This window comes from Massilia sp. BGA-UO-ETr-WB1 (assembly GCF_059567845.1).
Map to the genome: position 1 here is coordinate 178,025 of NZ_JCAQOT010000026.1, position 26,909 is coordinate 204,933.

The window sequence follows — 26,909 nt, forward strand, 5'->3', positions numbered from 1 at the left end:
CCATGAAATCAGAGACCCTGCGAAAACTGCGCAAGCTGTTCGCTGTGCTGCTGGCGGCGGTGGCTGCGGCATTTCTGATCGTGACCGGCTTTGTTCTGCATACGCTGCACGAGAGCCGGCAGCGCTATTTCGCCAACGCAGAGGAAACCTCGCGCAACCTGGCCATCACGCTGGAGCACTTCCTGCGCGGCCATTTCTACGAGGTGGACCTGGCCATGCGCCGCGCGGCGCTGGAGTTCCGCACCCAGCACGCCCAGGGACGCTTCGACGAAGCGGCCTTCAGCGCCTATCTGCGCTCGCTCAAGGAGCGCATCCCGCACGCGCGCTCGGTGCGCGGCTCGGACCGCGACGGCCGGGTCATCTACGGCGAGGATATCGACCTGTCCAGGATCCAGGATCTGACCATCCGCGAGTTCTACGAGCGCGTCGAGACCCGCCGCGAGCTGGTGTTCGGGGTGCCGGTGAAGTCGCGCATCACCGGCGACTGGGTGCTGCCGTTGGTCTATCCGCTGACCTACGAGGACGGCAGCTTCGGCGGCACGGCCTACGTGAACATGGCCACCGACACCATCACCGAGGTGCTCAAGTCCCTCAACGTGGGGCCGAACGGCGTGATCACGCTGGTCGACAGCGAGCGCCGCCTGCTGCACCGCTACCCGGAAGTGAAGGACGCGCAGATCGGCACGCTGGCCACGCTGTCGGCGCCGACCATGGAGGTGCTGACCAGCCAGCGCAAGCACGCCACCTACACCACCATGAGCGCGCGCGACGGCTTGCAGCGCGTGATCAGCATCGAGCGCATCGGCGAGTATCCGGTGTTCGTGCTGGTGGGCCTGTCCAGCGACGACTTCCTGGCGCCGTGGCGCGGGGAAGCCTTCAACGACGCCATGTTCCTGGCGGTGCTCCTCATCATGGCCAGCAGTTCCCTGCTGGGCGCGCACTACGCGCTGGCCCAGCTGGGCCGCACGATGGACAAGCTGACCGAGGCCAAGGACCAGGCGCTGGAGGCGGGCCGCGCCAAGTCGGCCTTCGTGGCCAATATGAGCCACGAAATCCGCACCCCGATGAATGCGGTGCTGGGCATGCTGCAGCTACTGCAGCAAACGCCGCTGGACGGCCGCCAGCGCGATTACGCGGCCAAGGCCGAATCGGCCGCGCGCTCGCTGCTCGGCCTGCTCAACGATATCCTCGACTATTCCAAGGTGGAGGCGGGCAAGCTGGCGCTGGAGCTGCATCCCTTCAGCCTGGACCGCCTGCTGCGCGACTTGTCGGTCATCCTGTCCGCCTATGTGGGCGGCAAGCCGGTGGAGGTGCTGTTCGAGGTCGATCCGGCGCTGCCGCCATGGCTGCTGGGCGATTCGCTGCGGCTGCAGCAGATCCTGCTGAACCTGACCGGCAACGCCATCAAGTTCACCGAGCAGGGCGAGGTGGTGCTGTCGGTGCGGCGCGCCGATGCAGCCGAGGCATCCGGCGCGCAGGACGGCGCCGGCGTGCGCGTCGCCTTCGCCATCCGCGATACGGGCATCGGCATCACGCCCGAGCAGCGCGCGCATATTTTCGACGGCTTCTCGCAGGGCGAGGCGTCCACCGCGCGCCGCTTCGGCGGCACCGGGCTGGGACTGGCCATTTCGCAGCGCCTGGCGCACATGATGGGCGGCGCGCTGGAGGTGGACAGCACGCCGGGCCAGGGCAGCACCTTCCGCTTTGAACTGGCGCTGCCCCAGACCGCGCCGCCGCTGCATACCGCCGATGCGGCGCCGCTGCGCGACCTGGACTGCCTGGTGGTGGACGACAATCCGAGCGCGCGCCAGGTGCTGGCGGGCATGGCGGCGTCCTTCGGCTGGCGGGTGGACACGGCGGACAACGGTCTCGACGCGCTGCAGCTGGTGATGGGACGCAGCGCCGGCCGGCCCTACGATGTGCTGCTGGTGGACTGGCGCATGCCGCTGATGGACGGCTGGGAGACCAGCGTGCGGCTCCGCGAGCTGATGCCGTCCGCCGCCACGCCGCTGATCATCATGGTGACGGCGCACGACCGCGAAATGCTGGCGCGCAAACAGTCGCGGGACGGCTGCGCGCCGGTGCTGGACGGCGTGCTGGTGAAGCCGGTCACGGCGTCGATGCTGTTCGACGCGGTGGCCGACGCGCACTCGGGCCTGCGCCCGGCCGCGCTGCACGAGCCGGTGCAGGCGCAGCGCCTGCTGGACGGCATGCGCATCCTGCTGGTGGAGGACAATCCGACCAACCAGCAGGTGGCGCGCGAGCTGCTGGGCCACGAGGGCGCGGTGGTGGAGGTGGCGCCGTGCGGGCTGGACGCGATCGGCGCGGTGCGCCGCGAAGGCCCGCTGCCGGACCTGATCCTGATGGATATCCAGATGCCGGACATGGACGGCTACGCGGCCACGCGCGCCATCCTGGACCTGCTCGGCAGCCGCGCGCCGCCCATCATTGCGATGACGGCCAACGCCATGCAGTCGGACCGCGAACTGGCGCTGGCGGCCGGCATGGCGGACCATGTGGGCAAGCCGTTCGACCTGCGGCAGCTGATCGCGGTGATCCTGCTGCACGCCGCGCCGCGCGCGGCGGAAGCGGCGGCGCCAACCGTCGCGCCTACTGAGGCGCCCACTGAGGCGCCCAGCTCTGCGCCCGCGCCACCGCCCGCCCCTCGCGCTCCCCCGCCCGCTGTCCGCGCCACGCCCCAACTGGACAGCGCCGGCGCGCTGAAACGCATGGGCGGGCTGAAGCCGGTCTACCACATTGCGCTGCGCAGCTTCGGCGCCGAGGCGGCCGAACTGGCCGGGGAAATGCGCTCCGCCATCGACACCATGGACTTCACGCCCGCGCGCGCCGCGCTGCACATTCTGAAGGGATTGGCGGGCACCATCGGCGCCGACCAGCTGAGCCAATTGGCCGCGCTGGCCGAGCAGACCATCCGCCAGGACCGGGGCCCGGACGCCTGCCTCAACGGCGTCGCCACCGTGCTGGCGGCGCTGCCGGCGGTGCTTGAGGAAGCGGAGCTGCTGCTGGCGGAGTATTCAGCAGCAGGCACGGAGGGCGCGGCTGGCCGCTAAGCCGCCCTACGATTGGCGCGCGTAGCTCACCGTCAGCATTTCCCACTGGTGGCCGTCCGGCTCGTTCCAGTAGACCATGCGGCCGCCGTACTCGGTATTGATACGGCCGTCGTTCGGCCCGCGCACGCTGCCGCGAAACGGGATGCCCTTGGCTTTCAGGCGCGCCAGGATGGCGTCGAATCCCCCCTCGTCCACGCGGAAGCAGTAATGGTGCACCGGGAAGGCTTCCTCCGTGGTCTGGAAGTCCAGCGTCAGGCCGTCGTTGATGAACACCGGCGAGAACGGCCCCAGCGCGGTCACGGACCAGGGCACGTCCAGCAGCTCCGCCAGCAATTGCGCGGCCGCCGCCTGGTCGCGCGTCGGTACGATGAAATGGTCCAGTTGTATCGCCATGCTGCCTCCCATGGTAAGACTTTACAGTTCCGCCAGCACCTTCACATGCGCCACCACGCTGCGGCCCAGCGCCGACAGGTTGTAGCCGCCCTCCAGGCAGCTGACGATGCGGCCCTTGGCGTATTCGTTGGCCACCGCCATCACCTGCTGCGTCATCCAGGCGTAATCCGCCTCCACCAGCCCCATGCCGCCGATGTCGTCCTCGCGGTGCGCGTCGAAGCCGGCCGAGATGAAGATCATCTCCGGCTTGAAGGCGTGCAGCGCGGGCAGCCACTTGTCGGTCACCAGCTGGCGCACCGCGTCGCCCTTGGAGTGCGCGGGCACCGGCACGTTGACCCGGTTCGGGGTGTCCGGCGCCACTTCGCTGTAGGGGTAGAACGGGTGCTGGTAGAAGCTCACCATCAGCGCGCGCGGCTCGTCCCGCAGCGCCTCCTCGGTGCCGTTGCCGTGGTGGACGTCGAAATCCACGATGGCCACCCGCTTCAGCCCGTGCACGTCCAGCGCGTGCTTGGCCGCGATGGCGACGTTGTTGAACAGGCAGAAGCCCATCGGCTCGCTCGGCCGCGCATGGTGGCCGGGCGGGCGGACGGCGCAGAAGGCGTTGGCGATCTCGCCGGCGATCACCGCGTCGGTGGCCGCCACGGCCGCGCCGGCCGCCCGCAGGGCCGCTTTCCAGCTGTGCGCGTTGAGCGACGTGTCGCCATCGATCGGGTAATAGTCGCCCGCGTCGGGCACGTTGTCGCGCACGATGCCGATCGCGTTGCGGCTGTGGTTGCGCTCAATGTCGGACAGATCCGCCAGCGGCGCCTCGCGGTGCTCCAGCAGATCGTCGATGTGCGAATTGATGAGCTGATCGGCAATCGCTTGCAGCCGCGCGGGCGATTCTGGATGCCATTCGCCCATTTCGTGGCGCTGGCAGTCGGGGTGGCTGTAAATTGCTGTACTCATGTCTTATTTCTTTGCCGTAGAATCAAGTAGTAATCTACCACGGGATAATAACAGGAACCATGTATACCAAACTGCACGCGGTAGCCCGCCAGGTGAGCCAGGTCATCGTCGGCAAGGACCCGCAAGTGCGCCTGGCGCTCACTTGCATGCTGGCCGGCGGCCATTTGCTGGTGGAGGACGTGCCGGGCGTGGGCAAGACCACGCTGGCGCATGCGCTGGCCATTTCGCTGGGACTGAACTTCAACCGCATCCAGTTTACCAGCGACCTGCTGCCGGCCGACGTGTCGGGCATTTCGATCTACGAGCGCGAAAAGAACGGTTTCGTGTTCCATCCCGGCCCCATCTTCACGCAAGTGCTGCTGGCCGACGAAATCAACCGCGCCACGCCCAAGACCCAGTCCGGCCTGCTGGAGGCGATGGAGGAACGGCAGGTGTCGGCCGACGGCGTGACGCGCGCGCTGCCGGAACCGTTCTTCGTGATCGCCACCCAGAATCCGCTGCACCAGGTGGGCACCTTCCCGCTGCCGGAATCGCAGCTGGACCGATTCCTGATGTGCCTTTCACTGGGCTACCCGGACGCCGCCGCCGAACGCGCGCTGCTGCTGGGCGACGACCGGCGCGCCATGCTGAAGTCGCTGCCGCCGGCCATGACGGCGGCCGAGCTGCTGGAGGCGCAGCGCAGCCTGCGCCAGGTCCACGTGTCGCCGGCGCTGGCCACCTACGTGCAGGCGCTGGCCCAGGCTTCGCGCCAGAACGGCGCCTTCGCCGAGGGCCTGAGCCCGCGCGCGGCGCTGGCGCTGCTGCAGGCGGCGCGCGCCTGGGCCGCGCTGGAAGGGCGCGACCACGTGCTGCCGGAGGACGTGCAGGCGGTGCTGGTGCCGGTCTGCGCGCACCGCCTGCGGCCGCTGAAGGCGGCGCACGGCGTGGCGCTGGCCAGCCGCGACCTGGTGCTGCAGTTGCAGGCCTCGGTGCCGGTCTGACGCTTGCGCCCCCCGTTGCCACCTTTGCCACCCTTGCCGCCGTTGCCGAACATGCCCTCCACGCCGCGCCGTCCGCTCATGTCCGCCTTGCCGGGCCCGCTGCGCCGCTGGATAGACACCTGGCTGTTCCAGCTGCGCGCGCGCGAGCCGGGCGAGGTGCTGCTGGTGATGCGGCGCGTCTTCATCCTTCCCACGCGGCCCGGCATGGCCTTCTGCGGCCTGCTGCTGATCATGCTGATCGGCTCCATCAACTACACGCTGGGCCTGGGCTTCGGGCTGACATTTTTCACCGGCGCCTGCGCCGTGGCCGACATGGTGATGACGGCGCGTAACCTGGCCATGCTGCGCCTGGCGCCGGGCCGCGCGCAGCCGGTGTTTTCCGGGCAGGAGGCGCAGTTCGAACTGCAGGTACACAACGGCACGCCGCGCGACCGCTACGCCGTCTGGCTCGGTTTCCAGCACGACGGCGAGCCGCGCCACGCGGTGGACGTGCCGTCCGGCGGCAGCGCGGCGCTGGTGCTGGCCGCGCCCACCGAGGGACGCGGCTGGCTGGCGGCGCCGCGCGTGCGGCTGGTGACGCGTTTTCCGCTCGGCCTGTTCCGCGCCTGGGCCTACTGGCAGCCGGACTTGCGCGTGCTGGTCTACCCGGCGCCGGAACACAACGCGCCGCCGCTGCCGGTGAGCGGCGCGGCCAGCGAGGACGGCCACGGCCAGGTGGGGCTGGACAATTTCGCCGGCATCCGCAGCTACCAGCCGGGCGACCCGATGCGCCACCTGGCCTGGCGCCAGATCGCGCGCCACGACCCGGCGCTGGGCGGCCAGCTCACCACCAAGCATTTCGAAGGCGGCGCGGTGGCCGAGATGGTGCTCGATTTCGCGCTGCTGCCGGTGACCATGGAGCTGGAACAGAAACTGTCGCGCATGACGCGCTGGGTGCTGGAAGCCGAGCAGCGCGCGCTGCCCTACGGTTTCCGCATCGGCCACCACGACCTGCCGCCGGGCTTGGGCGACGCCCACCGCGCCGCCTGCCTGCGGGCACTGGCCCTGTACGGCCAGGAGGCGTACGCATGAACACGCGGGCCATCGCGCCGCCGGCCGGCCCCGTCGCGCGCTGGGCGCAGCGGCTCACGCGCGACAAGGCCGACACCTTGCTGCTGCTGGCCGCCGCGCTGCTGGTGCTGGCGCCGCATTTCGGCCACCTGCCGCCGTGGACCAGCGGCGTGATCTGCTGCGTGCTGCTGTGGCGCGGCGCCATCACGCTGCTGGGACGGCGCATGCCGCCGCTGTGGCTGCTGTTGCCGGTGTCGGTGCTGGCCATGGGCGGCGTCTACCTCACCTACCGCACCCTGCTGGGCCGCGACGCCGGCGTGGCCATGCTGGCCCTGCTGCTGGCCTTCAAGCTGCTGGAAATGCACGCCCGGCGCGACCTGTTCGTGGTCATCTTCCTCAGCTTCTTCCTGCTGCTGACCAATTTCTTCTATTCCCAGAGCATCCTGACCGGCCTGTCCATGGTGGCCACCATCATCCTGCTGCTGGCCACGCTGATGACCTTCCAGTACACCGGCGCGGTGCCGCCGCTGCGGCGCCGGCTGCTGGTGGCGGCCAGGATCTTCCTGGCAGCCGCGCCGCTGGCCGTCCTGCTGTTCTTCGCCTTCCCCCGCATCCAGGGCCCGCTGTGGGGCCTGCCCGGCGACGCGCGCAGCGCCCGCAGCGGCATTTCGGACACCATGTCCCCCGGCAGCATGACCAGCCTGGCGCTGTCGGACGAAGTGGCCTACCGGGTACGCTTCTTCGGCCCGCTGCCGGCACAGAACCAGCTCTACTGGCGCGGCATCGTGCTGAGCAACTACGACGGCGCCACCTGGACCCGCACCGAGCGCCGCCGTTTCAGCCCCGGCGAAGCCAACACCCGCGCCGCGGTGGGCGGGGAAGCGCTGCGCCACGAAGTGACCATGGAGCCGACCGGCAAGCGCTGGCTGTTCGCGCTGGAACTGACCAACCCCAACCAGCCCATGCCCGGCCTGCGCGCCGGCCTGAGCGACGAGTTCGAGTTCATCAGCCGCGAACCGGTGCAGCAGCGCCTGCGCTACCAGGCCGTCGCCCATCTCAGCTACCGCCTGCAGCCCAGCCTGGACGAGGCGCAGCAGGCGCGCGCCTTGCACCTGCCGGACGGCTACAACCCGCGCACCCTGGCGCTGGCCGCCACCCTGCGCCAGCCTGGCGGCCCGGCCGCCTCGGCGCAAGCCGTGCTGCGCATGTTCCGCGCCCAGCAGTTCGTCTACACGCTGGAGCCGCCGCTGCTGGGCCGCCACGCGGTGGACGATTTCCTGTTCGGCAGCAAGGCCGGCTTCTGCGAGCACTACGCGGGCGCCTTCGTGGTGCTGATGCGCGCCATGGGCGTGCCGGCGCGCGTGGTCACCGGCTACCAGGGCGGCGAACTGAACCCAGTGGACCACTACCTCACCGTGCGCCAGTCCGATGCCCACGCCTGGGCTGAAATCTGGGTCGAAGGCCAGGGCTGGCTGCGGGTCGATCCCACCGCCGCCGTGGCGCCGGAGCGGGTCAACCTCGGCCTGGGGCGCGCGCTGCCGCAGCAGGCGCCGTTCGGCCTGGACGGCCTGGGCCAGCTGATGAATTTCCGTAATGACAGCAATTCGTGGCTGGCACAGCTCAGATTCCGCCTGCACGCGGTGAATAATGCGTGGAATCAATGGGTCCTGGATTACAATCCAGAAAGGCAGAGCAGTTTCCTTGGGGCACTAATGGAAGCCCTCGGCAATTGGCGCAGCGGCGCCGCGCTGGCCGTGGTGGCCGCGCTGCTGGTGCTGGGCCGCAGGCTGCGAGCGCGGGTGGCGCAGGAACCGGTGGACGCGGTGTACGCCGCCTTTTGCCGGCTGATGGCGCGGCGCGGCATGCCGCGCGCGCCGCACGAAGGCCCGCACAGCTATGCTCGCCGTTTGCAGGCGATGCAGGTACAGGATGAGAAAAAGGAGGCCATGCAGGCCTTCTTGAAATTGTATGGCGCGCTGAAGTACGCCGCGCCTGATGACGAGATAACGGCGCCCGCCAAACGGCTGGCCATTTTGCTGAAACGATCAACATGAAACTGTCTTTGCGCAACAACACCCTCTCGTCCGCCCTGCTGGCCCTGGCGCTCGCCGGCACCGGCCTGGCGCTGGCCCTGGCGCCGTCCGCAGCGTCCGCCCAAACCAGCCAGAGCAGCAAGGCGAAAGCCAAAGCCAAGGCGGCCGCCGCCAAGAAAGCCAAGGCCAAGGCCGCCGCGGCGAATAAAACCGATTACGCGGGCGAATTCGTCAACTTCGGCCAGTGGAAGGAAGTCGGCGCCTTCCTGGACGAGATGGCCGCCAAGCACGGCTTCGACCGCAAGGAACTGGACGCGACCATGATGCAGGTGCGCTACGTGGATTCGGCGGTGCAGCTGATGAAGCCGGCGCCGCCCGGCAAGCCGAAGAACTGGCAGGCGTACAGCAAGCTGTTCATCGAGCCGGTGCGCGTCAACGGCGGCGTGAAATTCTGGAACGAGAACCGCGACGCGCTGGCGCGCGCCGAAGCGCTGTACGGCGTGCCGGCTGAAATCATCGTCGGCATCATCGGCGTCGAGACTGTGTACGGCGGCAACACCGGCCGCTTCCGCGTGATGGACGCGCTCACCACGCTGGCCTTCGCCTACCCGCTGGCGCCCTCGCGCGAGGCCCGCATGGCCTTCTTCAAGGGCGAGCTGGAAAGCACGCTGCTGTACGCGCGCCAGACCGGCATCGACCCGTTCTCGCTGCTGGGCTCCTACGCCGGCGCGGTGGGCCTGCCGCAGTTCATGCCCAGCAACATTGTCAAATACGCCGTCGACTTCGACGGCGACGGCCGCGTCGACCTGCGCAACTCGCCCACCGACGCCATCGGCAGCGTGGCCGCCTTCCTGGTGGCGCACGGCTGGCGCCGCGACGACCCGGGCCCGCTGGTATATCAAGCCACCGTGTCGCCCAGCCGCCAGTGGGAACGCTACATCAACCAGGGACTGGAAGCGAAATTCCGCCAGGAGGACTTGATGTCGGCCGGTGTCGTCACCACATCTTCCTTGCCGGAAGGAATGATGTTCGGCCTGGTGGACTTGCAGAACGGCTCCGAGCCGACTGAATTTTGGCTGGGCACCAACAATTTCTTCGCAATAACCCAATACAACCGCAGCTACTTCTACGCGATGTCGGTGCTGGAACTGGGCCGTGCTGTCAAATTATCGCGGCGGGACATGTAAGGAAGCGTAAAGCCCCTTGAAATCTTGCCTACTGGCAGCTATTGTATAATTGATAGTTGGAAACACGACAGGAATCATATCGTGCGGCAATGCGGAGCTGTTTTGCCCTATACTCAACTTTGTTCAAAAGACAAAGAATGCGTCGGCATCCGCAGAGGCATGGTAGCACACGCAAGTCGCGCCAATTCTCACACATTGTTGCGGACCGACAACAAGAACACCGCCGCAGCGGTATTTTTTATTGCTCGTAAGTATTACATTGCGTGATGTTGTACAATTGTGTATATATTATGAAACTTGTTATTTCGGAATTCCGTCCGTGTGGTGAATTCGTTCCCGAGTAAGGATGAACATGGCTAGGCTCCGAGTGTTTCACTTTGCAGGACAAACTTTACAAGGAACAACGAATCATGACTAACCAAGTGGGTATTGATATGAACAGCGATTCGGAAGGCGACGACCTGCTGCAATACAATCCGAACCGGCTGCTCGACACGCTGATTGAAAATCTGCGCCTGAAAAACGATGCCGCCCTGTCGCGCGCATTGGAAGTGGCGCCGCCGGTGATCAGTAAAATCCGTCACCACCGCCTGCCGGTGGGTGCTTCGCTGCTGATCCGCATGCACGAAGTGAGCGACCTGAGCATTCGCGACCTGCGCTACTTGATGGGCGACCGCCGCAACAAGTTCCGCATCAGCGACAAGCAGTTCAAGCCTAAAGAAGGCGAAACCCCGAACCAAGGCTGATCGCCGCCCGGTTCGCGATCCCTCCCCCTCGCCCGGGAGGAGGGATGCAGTTTTTTCAGAACCTTAAGCCGGAAACACGCCGGTGGACAGGTAACGGTCGCCCCGGTCGCAGACGATGAACACGATGGTTGCGTTCTCCACGGTCTGCGAAATCCGCAATGCGATCTCGCAGGCGCCCGCCGCCGAAACCCCGCAGAATATCCCCTCTTCCGCCGCCAGCCGGCGCGCCATGCGCTCCGCCGCTGCCTGCGTCACGTATTCCACCTGGTCCACGCGCGCCTTGTCGTAGATTTTCGGCAGGTAGGCTTCCGGCCATTTGCGGATGCCGGCGATCTGCGAGCCTTCCTCCGGCTGCGCGCCGATGATGCGCACCGCCGCGCTCTGCTCCTTCAGGTACTGCGACACGCCCATGATGGTGCCGGTGGTGCCCATGGCGCTGACGAAGTGGGTGACGCGGCCGCCCGTGTCGCGCCAGATTTCCGGGCCGGTGCCCTCGTAGTGCGCGCGCGGATTGTCGCCGTTGCCGAACTGGTCCAGGATGATGCCCTTGCCGTCCTTCTGCATCTGTTCGGCCATGTCGCGCGCGTATTCCATGCCGCCGGTTTTCGGCGTCAGCATGATCTGGGCGCCGTAGGCGGCCATGGCCTGCTTGCGCTCCTCGCTCTGGTTTTCCGGCATCAGCAGCAGCATCTTGTAGCCGCGGATGGCGGCCGCCATCGCCAGCGCGATGCCGGTGTTGCCCGAAGTGGCTTCGATCAGCGTGTCGCCCGGCTTGATGTCGCCGCGTTCTTCGGCGCGGCGCAGCATGGACATGGCGGCGCGGTCCTTGACGGAACCGGCTGGATTATTGCCTTCGAGCTTGCCGAGGATGATGTTGCCGCGCGCCTCGGCGTCGGCGCCGGGGATGCGTTGCAGCTGCACCAGGGGCGTGTTGCCGATCGTATCGGCAATAGTCATGTAAGCCATCGTGTTCTGTTTTCGTTTCAGCAAAAGAGATCATTTTAATCCGGGACGCAAAAGCGTGCCCGGCGGGGCTGCCCGATGCTTCTGAGCTTCAGAGCTTCAGGCTCATCAGCGTGTAGGCCAGCTGTTCGCCGTCGATGCGGAACATGTCGGCGATTTCGCCGGTCTGGCGGAAACCGCTGTCGCGGTACAGCGCGCGCGCCGGCTCGTTAATGCTCAGTACTTCCAGGTCCACCCATTCCAGGCCCTGCCTGCGGGCCCAGTCCATGGCCGCCGCCAGCAGCACCCGGCCCAGGCCCTGGCGCCGCGCCAGGCGGTGCACGCCCATGCCCAGCATGGCGCGGTGGGCGCTGGCGTTCTCCGGCCGGGCGCGCAGGTCGACATGGCCGAGGATGCCGTCCCGGCCGGTGGCCACCCAGGCCCGGCGCCAGCCCGGCTCGCCGACGGCAATCTTCATGCCCTTGACGAAGGCGGCGGCCTTCTCCTCCGGGAACACCGAGCGGCTGCGCGGCATGGGCTGGAACAGCGGATTGCCATCGGCGCCGTTGTCCCGCAAATGATCGTTCAGGTAGACGAAAAAATGGTCGGTCTCGCGCGGATCGAGCGCGCGGATGGCAGGAACAACGGGCATGGGTGAGTTGTCAGAAAGAATAAAGAAGATTGTACCAGCCAAGCTCTCCAATAAGATGTTGGCATGAAAGCGACGGCATGCGCTAGACTGGCCGTAACACTGCAGCCCACTCATTTAACGAATCCCGCCATGGCCAACGAAGACACCCCATTCCAGGCAGAAGCCAACGCCAGCGCAACGCTGTCCGGCCTGCCCAGCTCGCTCGAATCGCGCCGCCACCAGATGTTCCCCACGCTCGCGGAAGCGGAAATCAAGCGCATGCACCGCTTCGGCACGGTGCGCCATTTCCGCGACGGCGACCGCATGTTCGAAGCGGGCCGCACCACTTTCGGCATGTTCGTGGTGCTGAAAGGAAAAGTGGCCATCAGCCGCTACGACGGCCTGGGCAACACCTCGCTGATCACCGAGCACATGCCGGGCCAGTTCGGCGCCGAAGTGGGCCAGCTGTCGGACCGGCCGTCGCTGGTGAACGGCGACGCCATGGGCGACGTGGAAGTGCTGGTCATTTCGTCGGAATCGCTGCGCGCGCTGGTGGTGGCCGAAGCCGAGCTGGGCGAGCGCATCGTGCGCGCGCTGATCCTGCGCCGCGTGGGCCTGATCGAAGCGCCGTCGGGCGGCCCCATCCTGGTGGGCGCGCCCGGCCATCCGCGCCTGCACAACCTGCAGACCTGGCTGCAGAGCAACGGCCACCCGTACACGGTGCTGGACCCGAAGCAGGACGCCCAGGCGCGCGCGCTGTGCGAGCATTACCAGCCGACGCCGGAAGACATGCCGCTGGTGGTGTGCCCGGACGGCAGCGTGAAGAAGAACCCGACCAATGTGGAGCTGGGCCGCTGCCTGGGCATGCTGCCCGAGCTGAGCAGCGACAAGGTGTGGGACGTGATCGTGGTGGGCGCCGGTCCGGCCGGGCTGGCGACGGCGGTGTACGCCGCGTCCGAAGGCTTGTCGGTGCTGGCGCTGGAAACGCGCGCCTTCGGCGGCCAGGCGGCGGCCAGCGCGCGGATTGAGAACTACCTCGGCTTCCCGACCGGCATTTCCGGCGGCGCGCTGGCCGGGCGCGCCTACGTGCAGTCGCAAAAGTTCGGCGTCGAGATCGCCATTCCGGCGCCGGCCGGGCGGCTGATCTGCGACACCTACCCGCTGCAGGTGGAAATGTGCGGCAGCCTGACGCGGCTGCAGGCCAAGACCGTGGTGCTGTCGTGCGGCGCGCGCTACCGCCGCCCGTCGCTGGCCAACCTGAAACAGTTCGAAGGACGCGGCGTGTACTACTGGGCCTCGCCCATCGAAGCCAAGCTGTGCAAGACGGAGGAAATCGTGCTGGTGGGCGGCGGCAACTCGGCCGGCCAGGCGGCGGTGTTCCTGTCCGGGCACGCCTCCAAGGTGCACATGCTGGTGCGCGGCCCCAGCCTGGCGGCCACCATGTCCAGCTATTTGATCGAGCGCATCCAGGCCACGCCCAACATCGTGCTGCACACGCACAGCGAAATCGTGGCGCTGGAAGGCGACGACGAAGACGGCCTGAAGCAGGTGCGCATCCGCTGCAGCAAGACCGACACCGAAACCGACTACGACGTGTGCCGCGTGTTCCTGTTCATCGGCGCCGATCCGAACACCGGCTGGCTCAGCGACTGCGGCGTGGACGTGGACGACAAGGGCTTCATCCGCACCGGCTTCGACGTCACCAAGGCGCAATGCCGCGCCAACTTCGCCAAGGGCGTGTACCCGTCCGACCTGCCGGCGCGGGCGGCGCTGGAGACCAGCGTGCCGGGCGTGTTCGCCATCGGCGACGTGCGCGCCAACTCCACCAAGCGGGTGGCGGCGGCGGTGGGCGAAGGCGCGGCGGTGGTGTCGCAGATCCACGCCTTCCTGGCCAACCTGCCGCCGGACCTATAATCAGCGCAGCGGCACGGGGTAGCTGGCGGGGCTGGCGTTGCCGTCCTTGTCGATGGCTTGCACGCCGAAGTAGTAATTGTCCTTCGACAGGGGCACGCGCGCTTCGGTGACGTTGCCGACGAACTTTCCGCCCTGCCACACGGCCGCGTCCGTCGCGCGCCATACGATGCGATAACCGGCCAGGTCCGGCTCGCCGTTCGCCTTCCACAGCAGCGCCGTGTTGTTCTCCAGCTGCGCCGTGCGCACCTGCACTTGCTGCGGCGCGGCCGGCGCCAGCGCCAGCGTGGCCAGCGCGGCGGCGTTCACGCGCGCCACCTTGGCGATGTAGTTGTAGTCGTTATACTCCGGCATGTCGCCGATCAGCACGCCATTTTCCGTGCGCACGTTCTGGTGCTGGTGGTTGAAGTCTTCCGCCGGTTCGGTGAAGCGCAGCGCAGCGTAGCCGCGCTCCAGGAATGGCATGTGGTCGCCGCCGCGCAGGTAGCGGTCGCGGCGCTGGATGACGTTGACCTTGAAGCCCTTCACGTAGCGCTCGCCCTGCTCCTTCACATGCCGCGCCAGCTGGCGCGAAATGGAATCGTTCTCGCCGCCGGTCTGGATCAGCGTGCGGTTCGCTTCGCTGGCCTCCTTCTCCACCGGCAAGCCTTCGGCGAACAGGCGCACGGTCTTGTCGTCCACCTTGCCGTGCTCGTCGCGCGAGCTGCCGATGATGTCGTTGGTGAACATGCCGGCGATGTTCAATTTCTTCTGTTTCGCCTGCTCGGCCCAGTGCGCCGCGCCCAGCAAGCCCTGCTCTTCGGCCGCCACCGTCATGAACACCAGGGTGGCGTCGAACTTGTACTTCGACATCACGCAGGCCATTTCCATCACGGCCGCCGTGCCGGAAGCGTCGTCGTTGGCGCCGGGCGCGGCGCCGGTGGCGTCCATCACGTCGGTGTTGCGCGAGTCGTAGTGGCCGCTGACCACGTAGATGCGCTCCTTCGACGTGTCCTGCGTGCCGGGCAAGGTGGCCACCACGTTGACGATTTCCGTCGGCCGGCTGATGCGGCGCGACACGGGCGCGACGTGGCTGTCGAACGCCACTTGCAGGCGGCCGCCGTTCTGCGCGTTGCAGCGCTCGAACTCGCTCTTGATCCAGCGCCGGGCCGCGCCTATGCCCACCGTGTCGGACCCGGTTTCGGACATGGTGTGGCGGGTCTGGAAGGAGACCAGCTTGCGCACCACCGCTTCGATGCGCTGCGGCGAGATCTCGCGCACGATCTTGTCGATGTCGGGCTGGCGGCGGGCGGTGTCGGGGCCGGTGGCGGCTGCGGCGGCGCCGCCTGCCAGCAATGCGGTCAGCAGAACGAGGGAATGGTGTGCCATGAGTGCGGGTCCTGTGGTGATAACAGGCTGCGATCTTCTCATGAAGCCTTGGCGCGGCGGAACGGGATTTTTGTATCGTCAAGTTGCAACAAGCCCCGCCGCGGCGGGGCTTGGGTCAGGCGGCGCTTATTTTTTCGCGCCCGGTGCGGCGGCCATCTTGTCGGCCTTGGCCGGCTTGGCGGCGGCGCCGTCGCGCGACTTGCCGTTCACCTGCAAGCCGGCCTCGGACAGCTTGATGGCGTTTTTCTCGCCCACGCCTTTCACGCGCGTTTCGAAATCGGCCCAGTCCTTGAACTCGCCCTTGGCGCGCTCATCCAGGATGGCTTTCGACTTGGCCGGGCCGATGCCCTTCACCGCGTCCAGCGCGGCCGCGTCGGCCTTGTTGACGTCTACCTGTGCGAATGCGAAACCCATCGTCGCCACCAGCGCGGCGACTGCCATCAACAGTTTCTTCATCATGTTGTTCTCCATCAGGTGGGATAGCGACGGCGGGGTTCCGCCGCGCTTCCCATCAACGGCTACGGCTGAGCGTAGTTGACATGATAACGTTGATAAAAATCAAACGCCCGCGCTGTGCAGGCCGCCGGCCGCGTCCTGCGCCAGCCAGGCGTTGCCGCTGGCAGACAGGAAGGCCAGCGCCCCGGCGCCCTTCAGCATGGCGATGGTGGCGCAGGCCCCGGCCGCCACCGTCAGCGGCGCCAGCACGCTCACCGAGCGCCAGGCCGTCACCGGGTAGCCGCTGGCGGGATCGAGGATGTGGCAGTAGCGCTGCCCGTCCAGCTCGAAATAGCGCTCGTAGTCGCCCGAAGTGGCCAGCGCCCCGCTGCTGACGTCGATGGAGGCCACCGTGCCGTCCTCCTGGCGCGGGTGCTGGATGCCGATGCGCCATGGGCTGCCGTCCGGCTGCGGCCCCAGCACGCGCATGTCGCCGCCCAGGTTCACATAGCCCGAGCGCACGCCGTGCGCCAGCAGGATGGCGGCGGCGCGGTCGGCCGCGTATTCCTTGCCGAAGCCGCCGAAGTCCAGCTCCATGCCGGCCTGCGGCAGGCGCACGCCGCCGGCCCCCAGTTCCACGCGGCGCCAGCCCGTCAGCGCCAGCAGCGGCGCCAGTTCCTCCGCCGTGGGCACGCGCGGCTCCTTGAAGTTCCACGCCTTGCGCAGCACGCCGGTGGTGATGTCGAACAGGCCGCCGCTCAATTCAAACAGCTGGCCGGCGTACTGCAGCAGGGCCAGGGTTTCCTGGTCCAGCGGCACCGCATCGCGCCCGGCGCCGCCATTGATGGCGCTGACCACGCTGTCGGCGCGGTAGCGCGAGTATTTGGTTTCGATGCGCCGCACTTCGGCGATGGCCGGTTCGGCCAGCGCGCGCGCCTCGGCTTCGCTGGCGGCCGCCAGCAGCACCTGGCACGGACTGGCCATGGCCTGGAATTCAACGTTGAACAGGGCGGACTCCTTACGGTTGCTGTGTCCGCCCATTATCGTTGAAACAGGAAATTGTTACAGCATGCCCGCTGCAAACCAGGCCGCCAGCAGGTCCCGCTCGGCTTGTGTCATGCCGGTGATGTTGCCAAACGGCATGGACTGCTGCAACACCGCCGTGCGCTGGATGTCGCCGGCGCGCGCCCGCACTTCGGTCTCGGTGTCGAAACGGATGCCCAACGGGGCAACGCCGTAGCCGGGCTGCGTCGGCTGCGCCGAGTGGCATGGCACGCAGCGCTGCATGATGACCGGCCGTATCTGCTGCGCGTAGGTGACGGGCGGCGGCGCTGCCGGCTTGGCCGCGGCGTAGACGCCGCCTACGCCGGGCACGCCGGTCACGGTCCACGAGCCGGCCGCGACGCCGCTGGCCAGATTGAAACTGCCGCCGAAATCGAAACTGTGGCCGCCGCCGGCCAGCGTGATCAGGAAGCGGCCGCCGGGGGCAATGCCGGTGATGCCGCTCATGTCCACGTTGAACGCGTTCGAATGCAGCAAGCCGATCAGCGCGCCGCTGTCGGTGACGGTAAGGGTCAACGCACCGGTATCGTCGCCCCGTATGCTGCCGCTATAGCTGCCGATGAAGTCGGTAGGCGGGTTGGACGGCGCGCTGGTGCCTGCCAGCGTGTACTCGATGCCGTTCCTGATGTCCTGCAGCACCAGCGCCTTGTTTTCCGCGGATTCCGAAAAGCCGAACAGGACTTCGGCGCGCGTCAGGCGGCGGCCGTCGGGACGGGTGCCTTCCAGGAAGGAAACATGGAATGCCAAGCCCTCCGCGTCCGGCGCGCGGCGCAGCACATTGGCATACAGCAGCGTCACGAAGCCGACCGAGTCGAGGCTGCCGTAGGTGCCGGCGAATTCCACGCTGTCGATGAAGTTCTGCGATATCTGCGTAAAGGACAGCCCCAGGTCTTCCTGCGCATACATCTGGAAGCCCAGGCCGGGCAAGTCCGGTTTGCGGTTGAAGGCGGCCTGGTACAGGCGGTAGGTGCGCCCGGCCACGCCTTCCAGGTCCAGCGCCAGCGCGGTGTCGGCGAAGCGCAGGCGGCTGTCGGGCGGCACCACTTGCACCGCGCCGCTGACGATGTCGCTGACGGCAATGCCGCCTTCGGCGGCAGCGATGGTGTACTGGCTGAGATTGCCGGAGAAGGTGATGAATGCGGGCGCGGCGCCCTGGCGGGTGGCCGGGACCGGGGCCGGGCCGGCCTGGGACAGCAGGCTGGGCGCCGCAACGGGCGCGCTGTTGTCGCCCGCGCCGCAGCCGGCCAGCGCCAACAAGAGAACGATACTGCCGATACGCAATGTATTCATGGCGGCCACCTGTGCGGGACACTGCTTACAGCATAGGTGCGCGCCCCGCCAATGGCAACCGCAAGTACATCGGTATTTAGCCGAACAATTCCTCGCGCGTGACGGTGGCCGTGCCCAGCTTGCCGACCACGATGCCGCCGGCCCGGTTGGCGGTCTGCACCGCCTCGTTCCAGCCTGCGCCGGCGCCCAGCATGGCCGCCATGGTGGCGATCACGGTGTCGCCCGCGCCGGACACGTCGAACACTTCGCGCGCGTCGGCCGGGATGTGGAACACTTCCTGTTCGGTGAACAGCGTCATGCCCTCTTCCGAGCGGGTCAGCAGCAGCGCGTCCAGGCGCAATTCGCGGCGCAGGTTCTGCGCCTTGGCGGTGAGCTGCTCTTCGCTGCTCCAGCCGCCGGCGATGTGGCGGAATTCGGACTTGTTCGGGGTCAGCACGGTGGCGCCGGCGTAGCGCGTGAAGTCGTCGCCTTTCGGGTCCACCATCACCACCTTGCCGGCCGCGCGGCCGGCCGCCACCATGTCGGCCACGTTGACCAGGCTGCCCTTGGCGTAGTCGGACAGGATGATGACGTCGTAGTCGGCCAGCAGCGCCTTGTACTGCATCAGCTTGTTGCGCAGCACGGTGTCGCTGGGCGGCTCTTCGAAGTCGATGCGCAGCATCTGCTGCTGGCGGCCGATGACGCGCAGCTTGATGATGGTGGAGATGGCTTCGTCGCGCTTGAGGTAGCTGTGGATGCCGCCGCCGTGCAGCAGCTGCTCCACCTGGTCGCCCGCCTCGTCGGCGCCGACCACGCCCAGCAGGCCGGCGTGCGCGCCCAGCGCGGCCGCGTTGCGGGCCACGTTGGCGGCGCCGCCCAGGCGCGCTTCGCGCTTGTCCACGCGCACGATGGGCACCGGCGCTTCCGGCGAAATGCGGCTCACGTCGCCGAACCAGTAGCGGTCCAGCATCACGTCGCCGACCACGAGTATGCGCACTTTATCCAGCGCGGGAGCTTGGTAGGTCGTTACAGAAGTGCTCATTGCGCCCTCGTCAGTTCATTACGTTCAGTTCTTCCGTGCGGCGCGGCGGGTAGGATTCCCACTTGCTGCAGCCCGGGCAATGCCAATAATACTGGCGTGCCTTGAAACCGCAATGGCCGCACTGGTAGCGCGCCAGCTTCTGGGTATAGCCGTGCACCAGGCCCTTCACCATCGACAGTTCCGACAGCAGTTCGGCCGGCGCGTCCATCATGCGCGCTTCGAGCAGCTTGTCCAGGCCCAGCAGGGTCGGCGTGCGGCGCAGTTCGTCGCTCACCAGCTGCTTGGCGGCGCCCACGCCGTCCAGCTCGATCACCGCCTTGAACACCACTTCCAGCAGGTCGATCGACGAGGCCTGCTCCAGGTAGGACTTGAGCAGCGACACGCCTTCCTGCGGCCGGCCGACTTTCTTGTAGCCGTCCATCAGGCGCTGCGCCACCAGCGCCACGTGCGGCACGCTTTGCTGCTCGACGCGGCGCCAGGTGTTCAGCGCGGCCTCGGCGTCGCCCTGCAGCATCTGCGCGTCGCCCACCAGGATGGTGGCGCGCACGCTGGTGCGGTCGGCCTGCAAGGCCTGCTCCAGCAGCTGCAGCGCTTCGTCGGGATGGATGTGGACCAGCGCGTCCTGCGCCATTTCGCAGTAGAACTGCGAAATCTCCTTCTGGCGCGCGCCGGCGCCCGATTCCTGCAGGCCCACCGCCGCTTCGATCGCGCGCGGCCATTCCTTCTCGCGCTGGAAGATCTCCAGCAGCGAGCGGCGCGCCTGCACGCCGTAGGACGTGTCGACCAGGCGCTTGAAGGTTTCCTCGGCGCGGTCCAGCAGGCCGGCCTTCAGGTAGTCCATGCCCAGTTCGTACTCGGCGTGCGACTTCTGCTCGGGCGGCAGGTCCGGGCGCGACAACAGGTTCTGGTGCACGCGGATGGCGCGCTCGGTTTCGCCGCGGCGGCGGAACAGGTTGCCCAGCGCGAAGTGCATATCGGACGTTTCCGGGTCCAGGCGCACGATCTCGATGAAGGCGTCGATCGCCTTGTCCGGCTGGTCGTTCAGCAGGAAGTTCAGGCCCTTGAAATAGCCGCGCGGCAGGCTGCGCGACTCGGACACCAGCTGGCGGATGTCCACCCGCGCGGCAACCCAGCCCAGGCCGAAGAAGATGGGCATGCCCAGTAACCACCAGAGTTCGAATTCCATGCTTTTCTTATGATTATTGCTGCGTGTTGACACTGTCCGGCTGCGGCTGTGCATTCACCTGCAGGGCCGAGGTTTGCAGCGTCTGGATCGTGGATTTTTGTTTGGTCGCTTCGCGCCGGTGGCGGAATACGGTAGGGGTGAGCGCGAGCACGCCGAGGAAGGCGCCGGCGGCAAAGAAGCCGAGCAGCATCAGCACCAGGGGGCCGCGTAATTCGTAATTCAGGAACAGGACCAGATTCACTTCCTGGGTGTTCTTCAGCGCGAAACCGAAAAACAGCACAAACAGGATAAAACCAAAAACAGTGGAAACAATTTTCATTCGTCAGCTTCCTGTTTCAAAAAAAAACGGCATCCAGGGACGCCGCTCTTTTACATCAGCCGGAACAGGTTCGCACCCGCCCCGGCTACCGTCATGTAGACGCTTCAGTCCTCGATGATGGGTTGCCCCACCATCGCGTCGACCCGCTCGCGCAACTGCTTGCCAGGCTTGAAGTGCGGCACCCGTTTTTCGGGCACCATCACCTTGTCGCCGGACTTCGGATTGCGGCCGATGCGGGGCGGCCTGCTATTCAAAGCAAAGCTGCCGAAGCCGCGGATCTCGATGCGCTGGCCGCTCGCAAGCGCGCCGGTCATGGCATCGAGTATCGTCTTGACGGCGTACTCCGCATCCTTGGCCACCAGCTGAGAATAACGCTCAGCCAGGCGGTTGATCAACTCGGACTTGGTCATCTACGTTGACTAATGCTATCAGTTCTTGTTGTCGAACTTGGCTTTCAGCAGTGCGCCCAGGCTGGTGGTGCCCGAAGCGGCGCTGCTGTCGACCGATGCCATCTTCTGCATGGCTTCTGCAGTTTCAGCATTGTCTTTAGCTTTGATCGACAGCTGGATCGAACGTGCTTTGCGGTCGATGTTGATGACCAGCGCTTCAACCGAATCGCCCACCTTCAGGTGCGTACCGGCATCTTCCACGCGGTCGCGGGAGATTTCGGATGCACGCAGGTAGCCTTCAACTTCTTCGGACAGCTGGATCACGGCGCCTTTAGGCTCAACCGATTTAACGGTGCCGGTGACCAGTGCGCCCTTGTCGTTGATGGCTGCGAAGTTGTTGAACGGATCGCCTTCCAGTTGCTTGACGCCCAGGGACACGCGCTCGCGCTCAACGTCGATGGCCAGAACAACGGCTTCCAGTTCGTCGCCCTTCTTGAACTTGCGTACGGCTTCTTCGCCGGACTCGGTCCACGAGAGGTCGGACAGGTGCACCAGGCCGTCGATGTTGCCAGCCAGGCCGATGAACACGCCGAAGTCGGTGATCGACTTGATGGCGCCACGGACTTTATCGCCCTTCTTGTGGGTTACGCCGAAGTCGTCCCATGGGTTGGCTTTGCACTGTTTCATGCCCAGCGAGATACGGCGACGCTCTTCGTCGATCTCCAGAACCATCACTTCTACTTCGTCGCCCAGCTGGACAACTTTGTTAGGAGCAACGTTCTTGTTGGTCCAGTCCATTTCGGAAACGTGAACCAGGCCTTCGATGCCTTGTTCAACTTCAACGAACGCGCCGTAGTCGGTCAGGTTCGTTACTTTACCGAACAGGCGGGTGCCTTGCGGGTAACGACGGGACAGACCGGTCCAAGGATCGTCGCCCAGCTGTTTCACGCCCAGGGACACGCGGTTCTTCTCTTGATCGTACTTCAGTACTTTCGCGGTGATCTCTTGACCAACGGTCAGCACTTCCGATGGGTGACGCACACGACGCCATGCCAGGTCGGTGATGTGCAGCAGGCCGTCGATGCCGCCCAGATCCACGAACGCGCCGTAGTCGGTGATGTTTTTCACAACGCCGGTCACCACGGTGCCTTCTTTCAGCGTTTCCATCAGTTTCTGACGCTCTTCGCCCATCGAAGCTTCGATGACGGCGCGGCGGGACAGAACGACGTTGTTACGCTTGCGGTCCAGTTTGATAACTTTGAATTCGAGGGTCTTGCCTTCGAATGGGGTGGTGTCTTTGACAGGACGGGTGTCCACCAGCGAACCTGGCAGGAACGCGCGGATGCCGTTGGTCAGAACGGTCAGGCCGCCCTTGACTTTGCCGTTGACGGTACCGACGACGATTTCGCCGGATTCCATTGCTTTTTCCAGAGCCAGCCACGAAGCCAGACGCTTGGCTTTGTCGCGCGACAGGATGGTATCGCCGAAACCGTTTTCCAGCGATTCGATGGCCACGGAAACGAAGTCGCCTACTTTGACTTCCAGTTCGCCTTGGTCATTCTTGAATTCTTCAACAGGGATGAAAGCTTCCGATTTCAGGCCGGCGTTTACGATCACGAAGTTGTGATCCAGACGAACGACTTCAGCGGAGATCACTTCGCCGGAACGCATGTCCTGACGGGACAGGGATTCCTCGAAGAGGGCTGCGAAACTTTCCATATTAGACATAGTACTTCCAGGTTAGCCAGTAAGACCCGCACCATGCGGCTTCAACTGGGTTAGGGTTAATAAACTGCCAGGGCACTCAGAGCTTGCCCGGCAACCAACTATTTCCCGACGGCCGCATACCACTGCAACACCTGCGAAACCGCCTCATCGACGGTCATCTGCGAGGTATCGAGGACATGCGCCCCCTCTGCGGGGACCAGCGGCGCGATGGCCCGGTTCGTATCCCGGTCATCCCTTGCCTTCAAATCCATCAGGAGGTCTTCCATATTAGCAGAAAATCCCTTAGCTATCAATTGCTTATATCGGCGTTCGGCGCGCGCCTCCACGCTGGCGGTCAAAAACACCTTCAATTGGGCGCCCGGGAAGATCACCGTGCCCATGTCGCGCCCGTCCGCCACCAGTCCGGGAGTCTTGCGGAAGCCCAGCTGCAGGCTGTACAGCGCCTGCCGCACAGACGGGAAAGCCGCGATTTTCGATGCCGTGTTGCCCACGTCTTCCTGCCGGATCGCATCGGTGACGTTTTCATGCGACAGAAACACCGCCTCGCCGGTGAAACTGATGTGCAGGTGCTCGGCCAGCTTGGCCAGCGCGTGTTCGTCGGTGAGGCTGGTGGCGCGGCGGATCGCCTGCAGCGCGGTCAACCGGTAGAGCGCGCCCGAGTCCAGCAGGTGGAAGCCGAGGTGGTCGGCAACCTTGTGTGCGACGGTGCCCTTGCCGGATGCGGTAGGGCCGTCGATGGTGATGACGGGGATGTGGGTTGTCGGCATATTTTTATTGGGCTCTGCTTGGGACTTATTTTGCGATCGCGGCGAAGGCGGCGAAATAGTCAGGGAAAGTCTTGGCTACGCACTTGGGATCGTTGATCCGCACATTATTGCCTTTGCGCAACGCGCCGTCCAGCGAGGCCAGCGAGAAGCACATGGCCATGCGGTGGTCGTCGTAGGTGTCGATGGCGGCCGTGCCGATCACGGCCGGCGGCGTCACCTTCAGGTAGTCGGCGCCCTCTTCGACGTCGGCGCCCAGCTTGCGCAGCTCGGTGGCCATGGCGGCGATGCGGTCGGTTTCCTTCACGCGCCAGCTGGCGATGTTGCGCAAGGTGGTGGTGCCTTCGGCGTACAGCGCGGCCACGGCGATGGTCATGGCGGCGTCCGGGATATGGTTGAAGTCCATGTCCACCGCCTTCAGCGGGCCATTGCCTTTGGCTTCGATCCAGTTGTCGCCCATGGTGATCTGCACGCCCATCCGTTCCAGCGCTTCGGCGAAACGCACGTCGCCCTGGATCGAATCGCGCCCCACGCCTTCCACCCGCACCGGACCGCCGCCGATGGCGCCGGCCGCCAGGAAGTAGGACGCCGACGAGGCGTCGCCTTCCACGTGGATCAGGCCCGGGCTCCGGTAGCGCTGGCCGGCCTGCACGGTGAAGGATGCCCAGCCGTCCTGCTCCACCGTCACGCCGAAGCGGCGCATCAGGTTCAGGGTGATCTGGATGTAGGGCTTGGAAATCAGCTCGCCCACCACGGCTATGGTGACGGCGTGGCCTTGCGCCATCAGCGGCGCCACCATCAGCAGCGCGGTGAGGAACTGGCTGGACACGTCGCCGCGCACCGACAGGCGCTGGGCCGTCAGCTTGCCCTTGCGGATGTGCAGCGGCGGGAAGCCGGGGTTGCCGGTGTATTCGATCTGCGCGCCGATGGCGTTCAGCGCGTCCACCAGGTCGCCGATCGGGCGCTCGTGCATGCGCGGCACGCCGTGCAGCGTGTAGTCGCCGCCGATCACGGCCAGCGCCGCCGTCAGCGGGCGGATGGCGGTGCCGGCGTTGCCCATGAAGAGGTCGGCCGACGGCGCCAAGTGAACACCACCCACGCCGCCGGCGCCCTGCACGGTGTGCATCGGGTAGCCGTCCATGGTGGGCTGTTCGCTCCAGTTCACGCCCAGCGAACGCAGCGCGTTCAGCATCACGTGCGTGTCGTCGGAGGCCAGCAGGCCGCCGATGCGGGTTTCGCCTTCGGCCAGCGCGGCCAGCAGCAGGATGCGGTTGGAGATCGATTTCGAACCCGGCAGGCGCACCACGCCTTCAGCGTGGGCGACCGGCGCCAGGTCGATGTGTTCGGGATATTGCTGCGTCATACCAGTCCTTTTGCTTGCTTGTTCAGCTTTGATTCATTCAGCGTTGTCTTGTGCGGGCGGCGCTTCGGCCGCCTCGATCGTCGCGATCCAGCGCTCGCGCGCGTGCCGGGCATTGCCGTACACCGCCTCCAGGGCGGCGCCGTCGCCAGCGGCAAGCTGCGCGCGCAGCGTGGTCAATTGTGCCAGATACGCGTCCAGTTCCGTCAGCAGCGCGGCCTGGTTGGCCAGGCTGATGTCGCGCCACATTTCCGGCGACGAGCCGGCAATGCGCGTGAAGTCGCGGAAGCCGCTGGCGGCGTACTGGAACAGCAGATCGGCGTGCGGCTTGTGGGCGATGTCGTCCACCAGTGCGTAAGCCAGCAAATGGGGCAAATGGCTGACGGCGGCGAACACCTTGTCGTGTTCTTCCGGCGAGAGGCGATGGATCACAGCGCCGCAGGCACGCCAGGCGGCGGCCACCAGCTCCACGTCCGCTGCGGCGTTTTCGGCCAGCGGCGTGAGCACTACTTTCTTGCCTTGATACAGATTCGGAATGGCCGCGTCCGGGCCATTGGTTTCGCGGCCGGCGATGGGGTGGCCGGGCACGAAGCGCCCCGCCCTGTCGCCCAGCGCGCGGCGCGCGGCGGCCGCCACGTCGGCCTTGGTGCTGCCGGCGTCGGTGACCACGGTGTGCGCGTCCAGGTGCGGCAGCAGCGCCGCCAGGATGTTGCCGGTCTGCGCCACCGGCGCGGCCAGCAGCACCAGGTCGGCGCCCTTTACGGCGCTGGCCATATCGGTTCCGGCTTCGTCGATGATGCCCAGCTCCAGCGCCCGCTGCAGCGACGCCGGCGAGCGGTCCATGCCGACGATGCGGCGCGCGGCGCCGGCCTGCTTCAGCGCCCGCGCAAACGAGCCGCCGATCAGGCCGACGCCGAAAACGACGACCTTGTTTACTGCCGCATGTGCAATCTTACTCACGGTCTGACGCCAGCGCTTTCTGCAGCGCCGAGATCAGGATGGCGTTTTCCTGCGGCAGGCCGATGGAAATGCGCAGCCACTCCGGCAGGCCGTAGTTGCCCACCGGGCGCACGATCACGCCCTGCTTCAGCAGCGCCAGGTTGACGCGCGCGCCGGCGGCCAGGTCCTTGCCCACTTTCACCAGCACGAAGTTGCCGTAGGACGGCACGTACTCCAGGCCCATCTGCTGGAACGCTTCCACGAACTGCGCGTAGCCGGCGGCGTTGTTGCGCGCGCCCTGCTCCAGGAAGGCCTTGTCGTTCAGGGCGGCGATGGCGGCAGCTTGCGCCAGCGAGTTCACGTTGAAGGGCTGGCGGATGCGGTTCATCAGGTCCGTCAGCGCCGGCTGGGCGATGGCGAAGCCCACGCGCAGGCCGGCCAGGCCGTAGGCCTTGGAGAAGGTGCGCGACACCAGCAGGTTCGGGTACTGCTTCACCCACGCCGCCGATTCGTACTGGTTTTCCGGCGACAAGTATTCGTTGTAGGCCTCGTCCAGCACCACCACCACGTTGGCGGGAACCTTCTTCAGGAAGGCTTCGATGCCGGCGGCGCCGATGAAGGTGCCGGTCGGGTTGTTCGGGTTGGCGATGAAGACCAGGCGGGTGTCGGCGTCGATGGCGGCGGCCATGGCGTCCAGGTCGTGGCCGTAGTCCTTGGCCGGCACCACGATGGCGCGCGCGCCCAGGCCCTGCGTGGCCAGCGCGTACACCGCGAACGAGTACTGCGAGTAGACGATGGCCTGGCCTTTTTCCACGAAGGCGTGGGCGGCGATTTCCAGGATGTCGTTGCTGCCGTTGCCCAGCGTGATCCAGTCGGCCGGCACGTCGTAGCGCTCGGACAGCGCGGCCTTCAGTTCGAAGCCGTTGGCGTCCGGGTAGCGGCCCAGGTCCGCAGCGGCGGCGGCCATGGCGGCCTTGGCCGACTCCGGCACGCCGAACGGGTTTTCATTGGACGCCAGCTTGACGATGGAAGCCTCGTCGAGGCCGAACTCGCGCGCCACTTCGGAGATGGGTTTGCCAGCCTGGTATGGGGCGATGGCGCGGACGTATTCTGGACCGAAATTCTTGGACATAGTAATTCTCGTGTTAAGTGAAGG

24 protein-coding genes are annotated in these 26,909 nt (G+C 66.3%); 7 read left to right on the plus strand and 17 right to left on the minus strand.

Features of this window, described 5'->3' with window-relative positions; all coding sequences use genetic code 11:
• Nucleotides 1–2 precede the first annotated feature (2 nt).
• A complete protein-coding gene (locus AC56DV_RS23175; protein ID WP_496316584.1) occupies nucleotides 3–3,071 on the plus strand; it encodes a hybrid sensor histidine kinase/response regulator in 3,069 nt (1,022 codons plus the stop codon).
• 6 nt (nucleotides 3,072–3,077) lie between these two features.
• Here the strand turns inward: AC56DV_RS23175 and AC56DV_RS23180 are convergent, their stop codons facing one another.
• Together AC56DV_RS23180 and AC56DV_RS23185 are read right to left on the minus strand one after the other, a co-directional pair.
• Nucleotides 3,078–3,464, minus strand: a complete 387-nt coding sequence (locus AC56DV_RS23180) for a VOC family protein (RefSeq protein ID WP_496316585.1) — start codon at nucleotides 3,462–3,464, stop codon at nucleotides 3,078–3,080.
• Between the two features lie 21 nt (nucleotides 3,465–3,485).
• Nucleotides 3,486–4,412, minus strand: a complete 927-nt coding sequence (locus tag AC56DV_RS23185) for a histone deacetylase family protein (RefSeq protein WP_496316586.1) — start codon at nucleotides 4,410–4,412, stop codon at nucleotides 3,486–3,488.
• Between the two features lie 59 nt (nucleotides 4,413–4,471).
• Between AC56DV_RS23185 and AC56DV_RS23190 the strand changes: the two genes are divergently transcribed.
• From AC56DV_RS23190 to AC56DV_RS23210, 5 genes are all read left to right on the plus strand, one after another.
• Nucleotides 4,472–5,392, plus strand: a complete 921-nt coding sequence (locus AC56DV_RS23190; RefSeq protein WP_496316587.1) for an AAA family ATPase — start codon at nucleotides 4,472–4,474, stop codon at nucleotides 5,390–5,392.
• A 78-nt stretch (nucleotides 5,393–5,470) separates the two neighbouring features.
• Nucleotides 5,471–6,463 carry a DUF58 domain-containing protein gene (locus tag AC56DV_RS23195; protein WP_496316588.1) on the plus strand — a complete coding sequence of 331 codons (993 nt, stop codon included), beginning with the start codon at nucleotides 5,471–5,473 and terminating at the stop codon, nucleotides 6,461–6,463.
• Nucleotides 6,460–8,496 (plus strand): transglutaminase TgpA family protein, encoded by a 2,037-nt coding sequence (locus AC56DV_RS23200; RefSeq protein ID WP_496316589.1) that lies wholly within the window; start codon nucleotides 6,460–6,462, stop codon nucleotides 8,494–8,496. The genes AC56DV_RS23195 and AC56DV_RS23200 overlap by 4 nt, the downstream gene beginning before the upstream one ends.
• Nucleotides 8,493–9,662 (plus strand): lytic murein transglycosylase B, encoded by a 1,170-nt coding sequence (gene mltB / locus AC56DV_RS23205; RefSeq protein WP_496316590.1) that lies wholly within the window; start codon nucleotides 8,493–8,495, stop codon nucleotides 9,660–9,662. Before AC56DV_RS23200 ends, mltB begins: the two co-directional genes overlap by 4 nt.
• A 410-nt stretch (nucleotides 9,663–10,072) precedes the next feature.
• A complete protein-coding gene (locus AC56DV_RS23210) occupies nucleotides 10,073–10,408 on the plus strand; it encodes a hypothetical protein (protein ID WP_082552264.1) in 336 nt (111 codons plus the stop codon).
• Between the two features lie 63 nt (nucleotides 10,409–10,471).
• Here AC56DV_RS23210 and cysM read toward each other — a convergent pair whose 3' ends face one another.
• Together cysM and AC56DV_RS23220 are read right to left on the minus strand one after the other, a co-directional pair.
• Complete coding sequence (gene cysM, locus AC56DV_RS23215; RefSeq protein WP_496316591.1) at nucleotides 10,472–11,374, minus strand: cysteine synthase CysM; 903 nt, start codon at nucleotides 11,372–11,374, stop codon at nucleotides 10,472–10,474.
• 88 nt (nucleotides 11,375–11,462) lie between these two features.
• On the minus strand, nucleotides 11,463–12,002 hold the full coding sequence (locus AC56DV_RS23220; protein WP_496316592.1) for a GNAT family N-acetyltransferase: 540 nt from the start codon (nucleotides 12,000–12,002) through the stop codon (nucleotides 11,463–11,465).
• A 129-nt stretch (nucleotides 12,003–12,131) separates the two neighbouring features.
• Between AC56DV_RS23220 and AC56DV_RS23225 the strand changes: the two genes are divergently transcribed.
• On the plus strand, nucleotides 12,132–13,895 hold the full coding sequence (locus AC56DV_RS23225) for an FAD-dependent oxidoreductase (RefSeq protein WP_496316593.1): 1,764 nt from the start codon (nucleotides 12,132–12,134) through the stop codon (nucleotides 13,893–13,895).
• Here AC56DV_RS23225 and AC56DV_RS23230 read toward each other — a convergent pair whose 3' ends face one another.
• From AC56DV_RS23230 to hisC, 13 genes are all read right to left on the minus strand, one after another.
• Complete coding sequence (locus tag AC56DV_RS23230; RefSeq protein WP_496316594.1) at nucleotides 13,896–15,260, minus strand: M20/M25/M40 family metallo-hydrolase; 1,365 nt, start codon at nucleotides 15,258–15,260, stop codon at nucleotides 13,896–13,898.
• Between the two features lie 126 nt (nucleotides 15,261–15,386).
• A complete protein-coding gene (locus AC56DV_RS23235; protein WP_496316595.1) occupies nucleotides 15,387–15,719 on the minus strand; it encodes a ComEA family DNA-binding protein in 333 nt (110 codons plus the stop codon).
• Nucleotides 15,720–15,818: 99 nt separating this feature from the next.
• Nucleotides 15,819–16,736, minus strand: a complete 918-nt coding sequence (locus AC56DV_RS23240) for an FAD:protein FMN transferase (RefSeq protein ID WP_496316596.1) — start codon at nucleotides 16,734–16,736, stop codon at nucleotides 15,819–15,821.
• Between the two features lie 21 nt (nucleotides 16,737–16,757).
• A complete protein-coding gene (locus tag AC56DV_RS23245) occupies nucleotides 16,758–18,047 on the minus strand; it encodes a DUF4214 domain-containing protein (protein WP_496316597.1) in 1,290 nt (429 codons plus the stop codon).
• A 76-nt stretch (nucleotides 18,048–18,123) separates the two neighbouring features.
• Entirely contained in the window at nucleotides 18,124–19,068 is a 945-nt protein-coding gene (rfaE1, locus tag AC56DV_RS23250) for a D-glycero-beta-D-manno-heptose-7-phosphate kinase (RefSeq protein ID WP_496316598.1), read from the minus strand.
• Nucleotides 19,069–19,078: 10 nt separating this feature from the next.
• Entirely contained in the window at nucleotides 19,079–20,254 is a 1,176-nt protein-coding gene (lapB, locus tag AC56DV_RS23255) for a lipopolysaccharide assembly protein LapB (RefSeq protein ID WP_496316599.1), read from the minus strand.
• 13 nt (nucleotides 20,255–20,267) lie between these two features.
• Nucleotides 20,268–20,573 (minus strand): LapA family protein, encoded by a 306-nt coding sequence (locus AC56DV_RS23260; RefSeq protein ID WP_057158906.1) that lies wholly within the window; start codon nucleotides 20,571–20,573, stop codon nucleotides 20,268–20,270.
• 104 nt (nucleotides 20,574–20,677) lie between these two features.
• Complete coding sequence (locus AC56DV_RS23265; protein WP_050408958.1) at nucleotides 20,678–20,983, minus strand: integration host factor subunit beta; 306 nt, start codon at nucleotides 20,981–20,983, stop codon at nucleotides 20,678–20,680.
• A gap of 18 nt (nucleotides 20,984–21,001) precedes the next feature.
• Nucleotides 21,002–22,681: a 30S ribosomal protein S1 gene (gene rpsA / locus AC56DV_RS23270; RefSeq protein ID WP_056402965.1), complete on the minus strand. Its 1,680-nt coding sequence runs from the start codon at nucleotides 22,679–22,681 to the stop codon at nucleotides 21,002–21,004.
• A 107-nt stretch (nucleotides 22,682–22,788) separates the two neighbouring features.
• Nucleotides 22,789–23,457, minus strand: coding sequence for a (d)CMP kinase (gene cmk / locus AC56DV_RS23275; protein WP_496316600.1), 669 nt, complete (start codon nucleotides 23,455–23,457; stop codon nucleotides 22,789–22,791).
• A gap of 25 nt (nucleotides 23,458–23,482) precedes the next feature.
• Nucleotides 23,483–24,817 carry a 3-phosphoshikimate 1-carboxyvinyltransferase gene (gene aroA, locus AC56DV_RS23280; protein WP_496316601.1) on the minus strand — a complete coding sequence of 445 codons (1,335 nt, stop codon included), beginning with the start codon at nucleotides 24,815–24,817 and terminating at the stop codon, nucleotides 23,483–23,485.
• Nucleotides 24,818–24,850: 33 nt separating this feature from the next.
• Entirely contained in the window at nucleotides 24,851–25,765 is a 915-nt protein-coding gene (locus tag AC56DV_RS23285) for a prephenate dehydrogenase (RefSeq protein ID WP_496317275.1), read from the minus strand.
• Between the two features lies 1 nt (nucleotide 25,766).
• Nucleotides 25,767–26,885, minus strand: a complete 1,119-nt coding sequence (gene hisC, locus AC56DV_RS23290; RefSeq protein ID WP_496316602.1) for a histidinol-phosphate transaminase — start codon at nucleotides 26,883–26,885, stop codon at nucleotides 25,767–25,769.
• Between the last annotated feature and the right edge of the window lie 24 nt (nucleotides 26,886–26,909).

Coding starts and splice junctions, on each gene's coding strand:
- lapB (WP_496316599.1), bottom strand. CDS start 20,254: ATGGAATTCGAACTCTGGTGGTTACTGGGCATGCCCATCTTCTTCGGC.
- cysM (WP_496316591.1), bottom strand. CDS start 11,374: ATGGCTTACATGACTATTGCCGATACGATCGGCAACACGCCCCTGGTG.
- AC56DV_RS23230 (WP_496316594.1), bottom strand. CDS start 15,260: ATGGCACACCATTCCCTCGTTCTGCTGACCGCATTGCTGGCAGGCGGC.
- AC56DV_RS23180 (WP_496316585.1), bottom strand. CDS start 3,464: ATGGCGATACAACTGGACCATTTCATCGTACCGACGCGCGACCAGGCG.
- cmk (WP_496316600.1), bottom strand. CDS start 23,457: ATGCCGACAACCCACATCCCCGTCATCACCATCGACGGCCCTACCGCA.
- aroA (WP_496316601.1), bottom strand. CDS start 24,817: ATGACGCAGCAATATCCCGAACACATCGACCTGGCGCCGGTCGCCCAC.
- rfaE1 (WP_496316598.1), bottom strand. CDS start 19,068: ATGAGCACTTCTGTAACGACCTACCAAGCTCCCGCGCTGGATAAAGTG.
- AC56DV_RS23220 (WP_496316592.1), bottom strand. CDS start 12,002: ATGCCCGTTGTTCCTGCCATCCGCGCGCTCGATCCGCGCGAGACCGAC.
- hisC (WP_496316602.1), bottom strand. CDS start 26,885: ATGTCCAAGAATTTCGGTCCAGAATACGTCCGCGCCATCGCCCCATAC.
- AC56DV_RS23195 (WP_496316588.1), top strand. CDS start 5,471: ATGTCCGCCTTGCCGGGCCCGCTGCGCCGCTGGATAGACACCTGGCTG.
- AC56DV_RS23185 (WP_496316586.1), bottom strand. CDS start 4,412: ATGAGTACAGCAATTTACAGCCACCCCGACTGCCAGCGCCACGAAATG.
- AC56DV_RS23265 (WP_050408958.1), bottom strand. CDS start 20,983: ATGACCAAGTCCGAGTTGATCAACCGCCTGGCTGAGCGTTATTCTCAG.
- AC56DV_RS23235 (WP_496316595.1), bottom strand. CDS start 15,719: ATGATGAAGAAACTGTTGATGGCAGTCGCCGCGCTGGTGGCGACGATG.
- AC56DV_RS23210 (WP_082552264.1), top strand. CDS start 10,073: ATGACTAACCAAGTGGGTATTGATATGAACAGCGATTCGGAAGGCGAC.
- mltB (WP_496316590.1), top strand. CDS start 8,493: ATGAAACTGTCTTTGCGCAACAACACCCTCTCGTCCGCCCTGCTGGCC.
- AC56DV_RS23260 (WP_057158906.1), bottom strand. CDS start 20,573: ATGAAAATTGTTTCCACTGTTTTTGGTTTTATCCTGTTTGTGCTGTTT.
- AC56DV_RS23190 (WP_496316587.1), top strand. CDS start 4,472: ATGTATACCAAACTGCACGCGGTAGCCCGCCAGGTGAGCCAGGTCATC.
- AC56DV_RS23200 (WP_496316589.1), top strand. CDS start 6,460: ATGAACACGCGGGCCATCGCGCCGCCGGCCGGCCCCGTCGCGCGCTGG.
- AC56DV_RS23240 (WP_496316596.1), bottom strand. CDS start 16,736: ATGGGCGGACACAGCAACCGTAAGGAGTCCGCCCTGTTCAACGTTGAA.
- rpsA (WP_056402965.1), bottom strand. CDS start 22,681: ATGGAAAGTTTCGCAGCCCTCTTCGAGGAATCCCTGTCCCGTCAGGAC.
- AC56DV_RS23225 (WP_496316593.1), top strand. CDS start 12,132: ATGGCCAACGAAGACACCCCATTCCAGGCAGAAGCCAACGCCAGCGCA.
- AC56DV_RS23245 (WP_496316597.1), bottom strand. CDS start 18,047: ATGAATACATTGCGTATCGGCAGTATCGTTCTCTTGTTGGCGCTGGCC.
- AC56DV_RS23175 (WP_496316584.1), top strand. CDS start 3: ATGAAATCAGAGACCCTGCGAAAACTGCGCAAGCTGTTCGCTGTGCTG.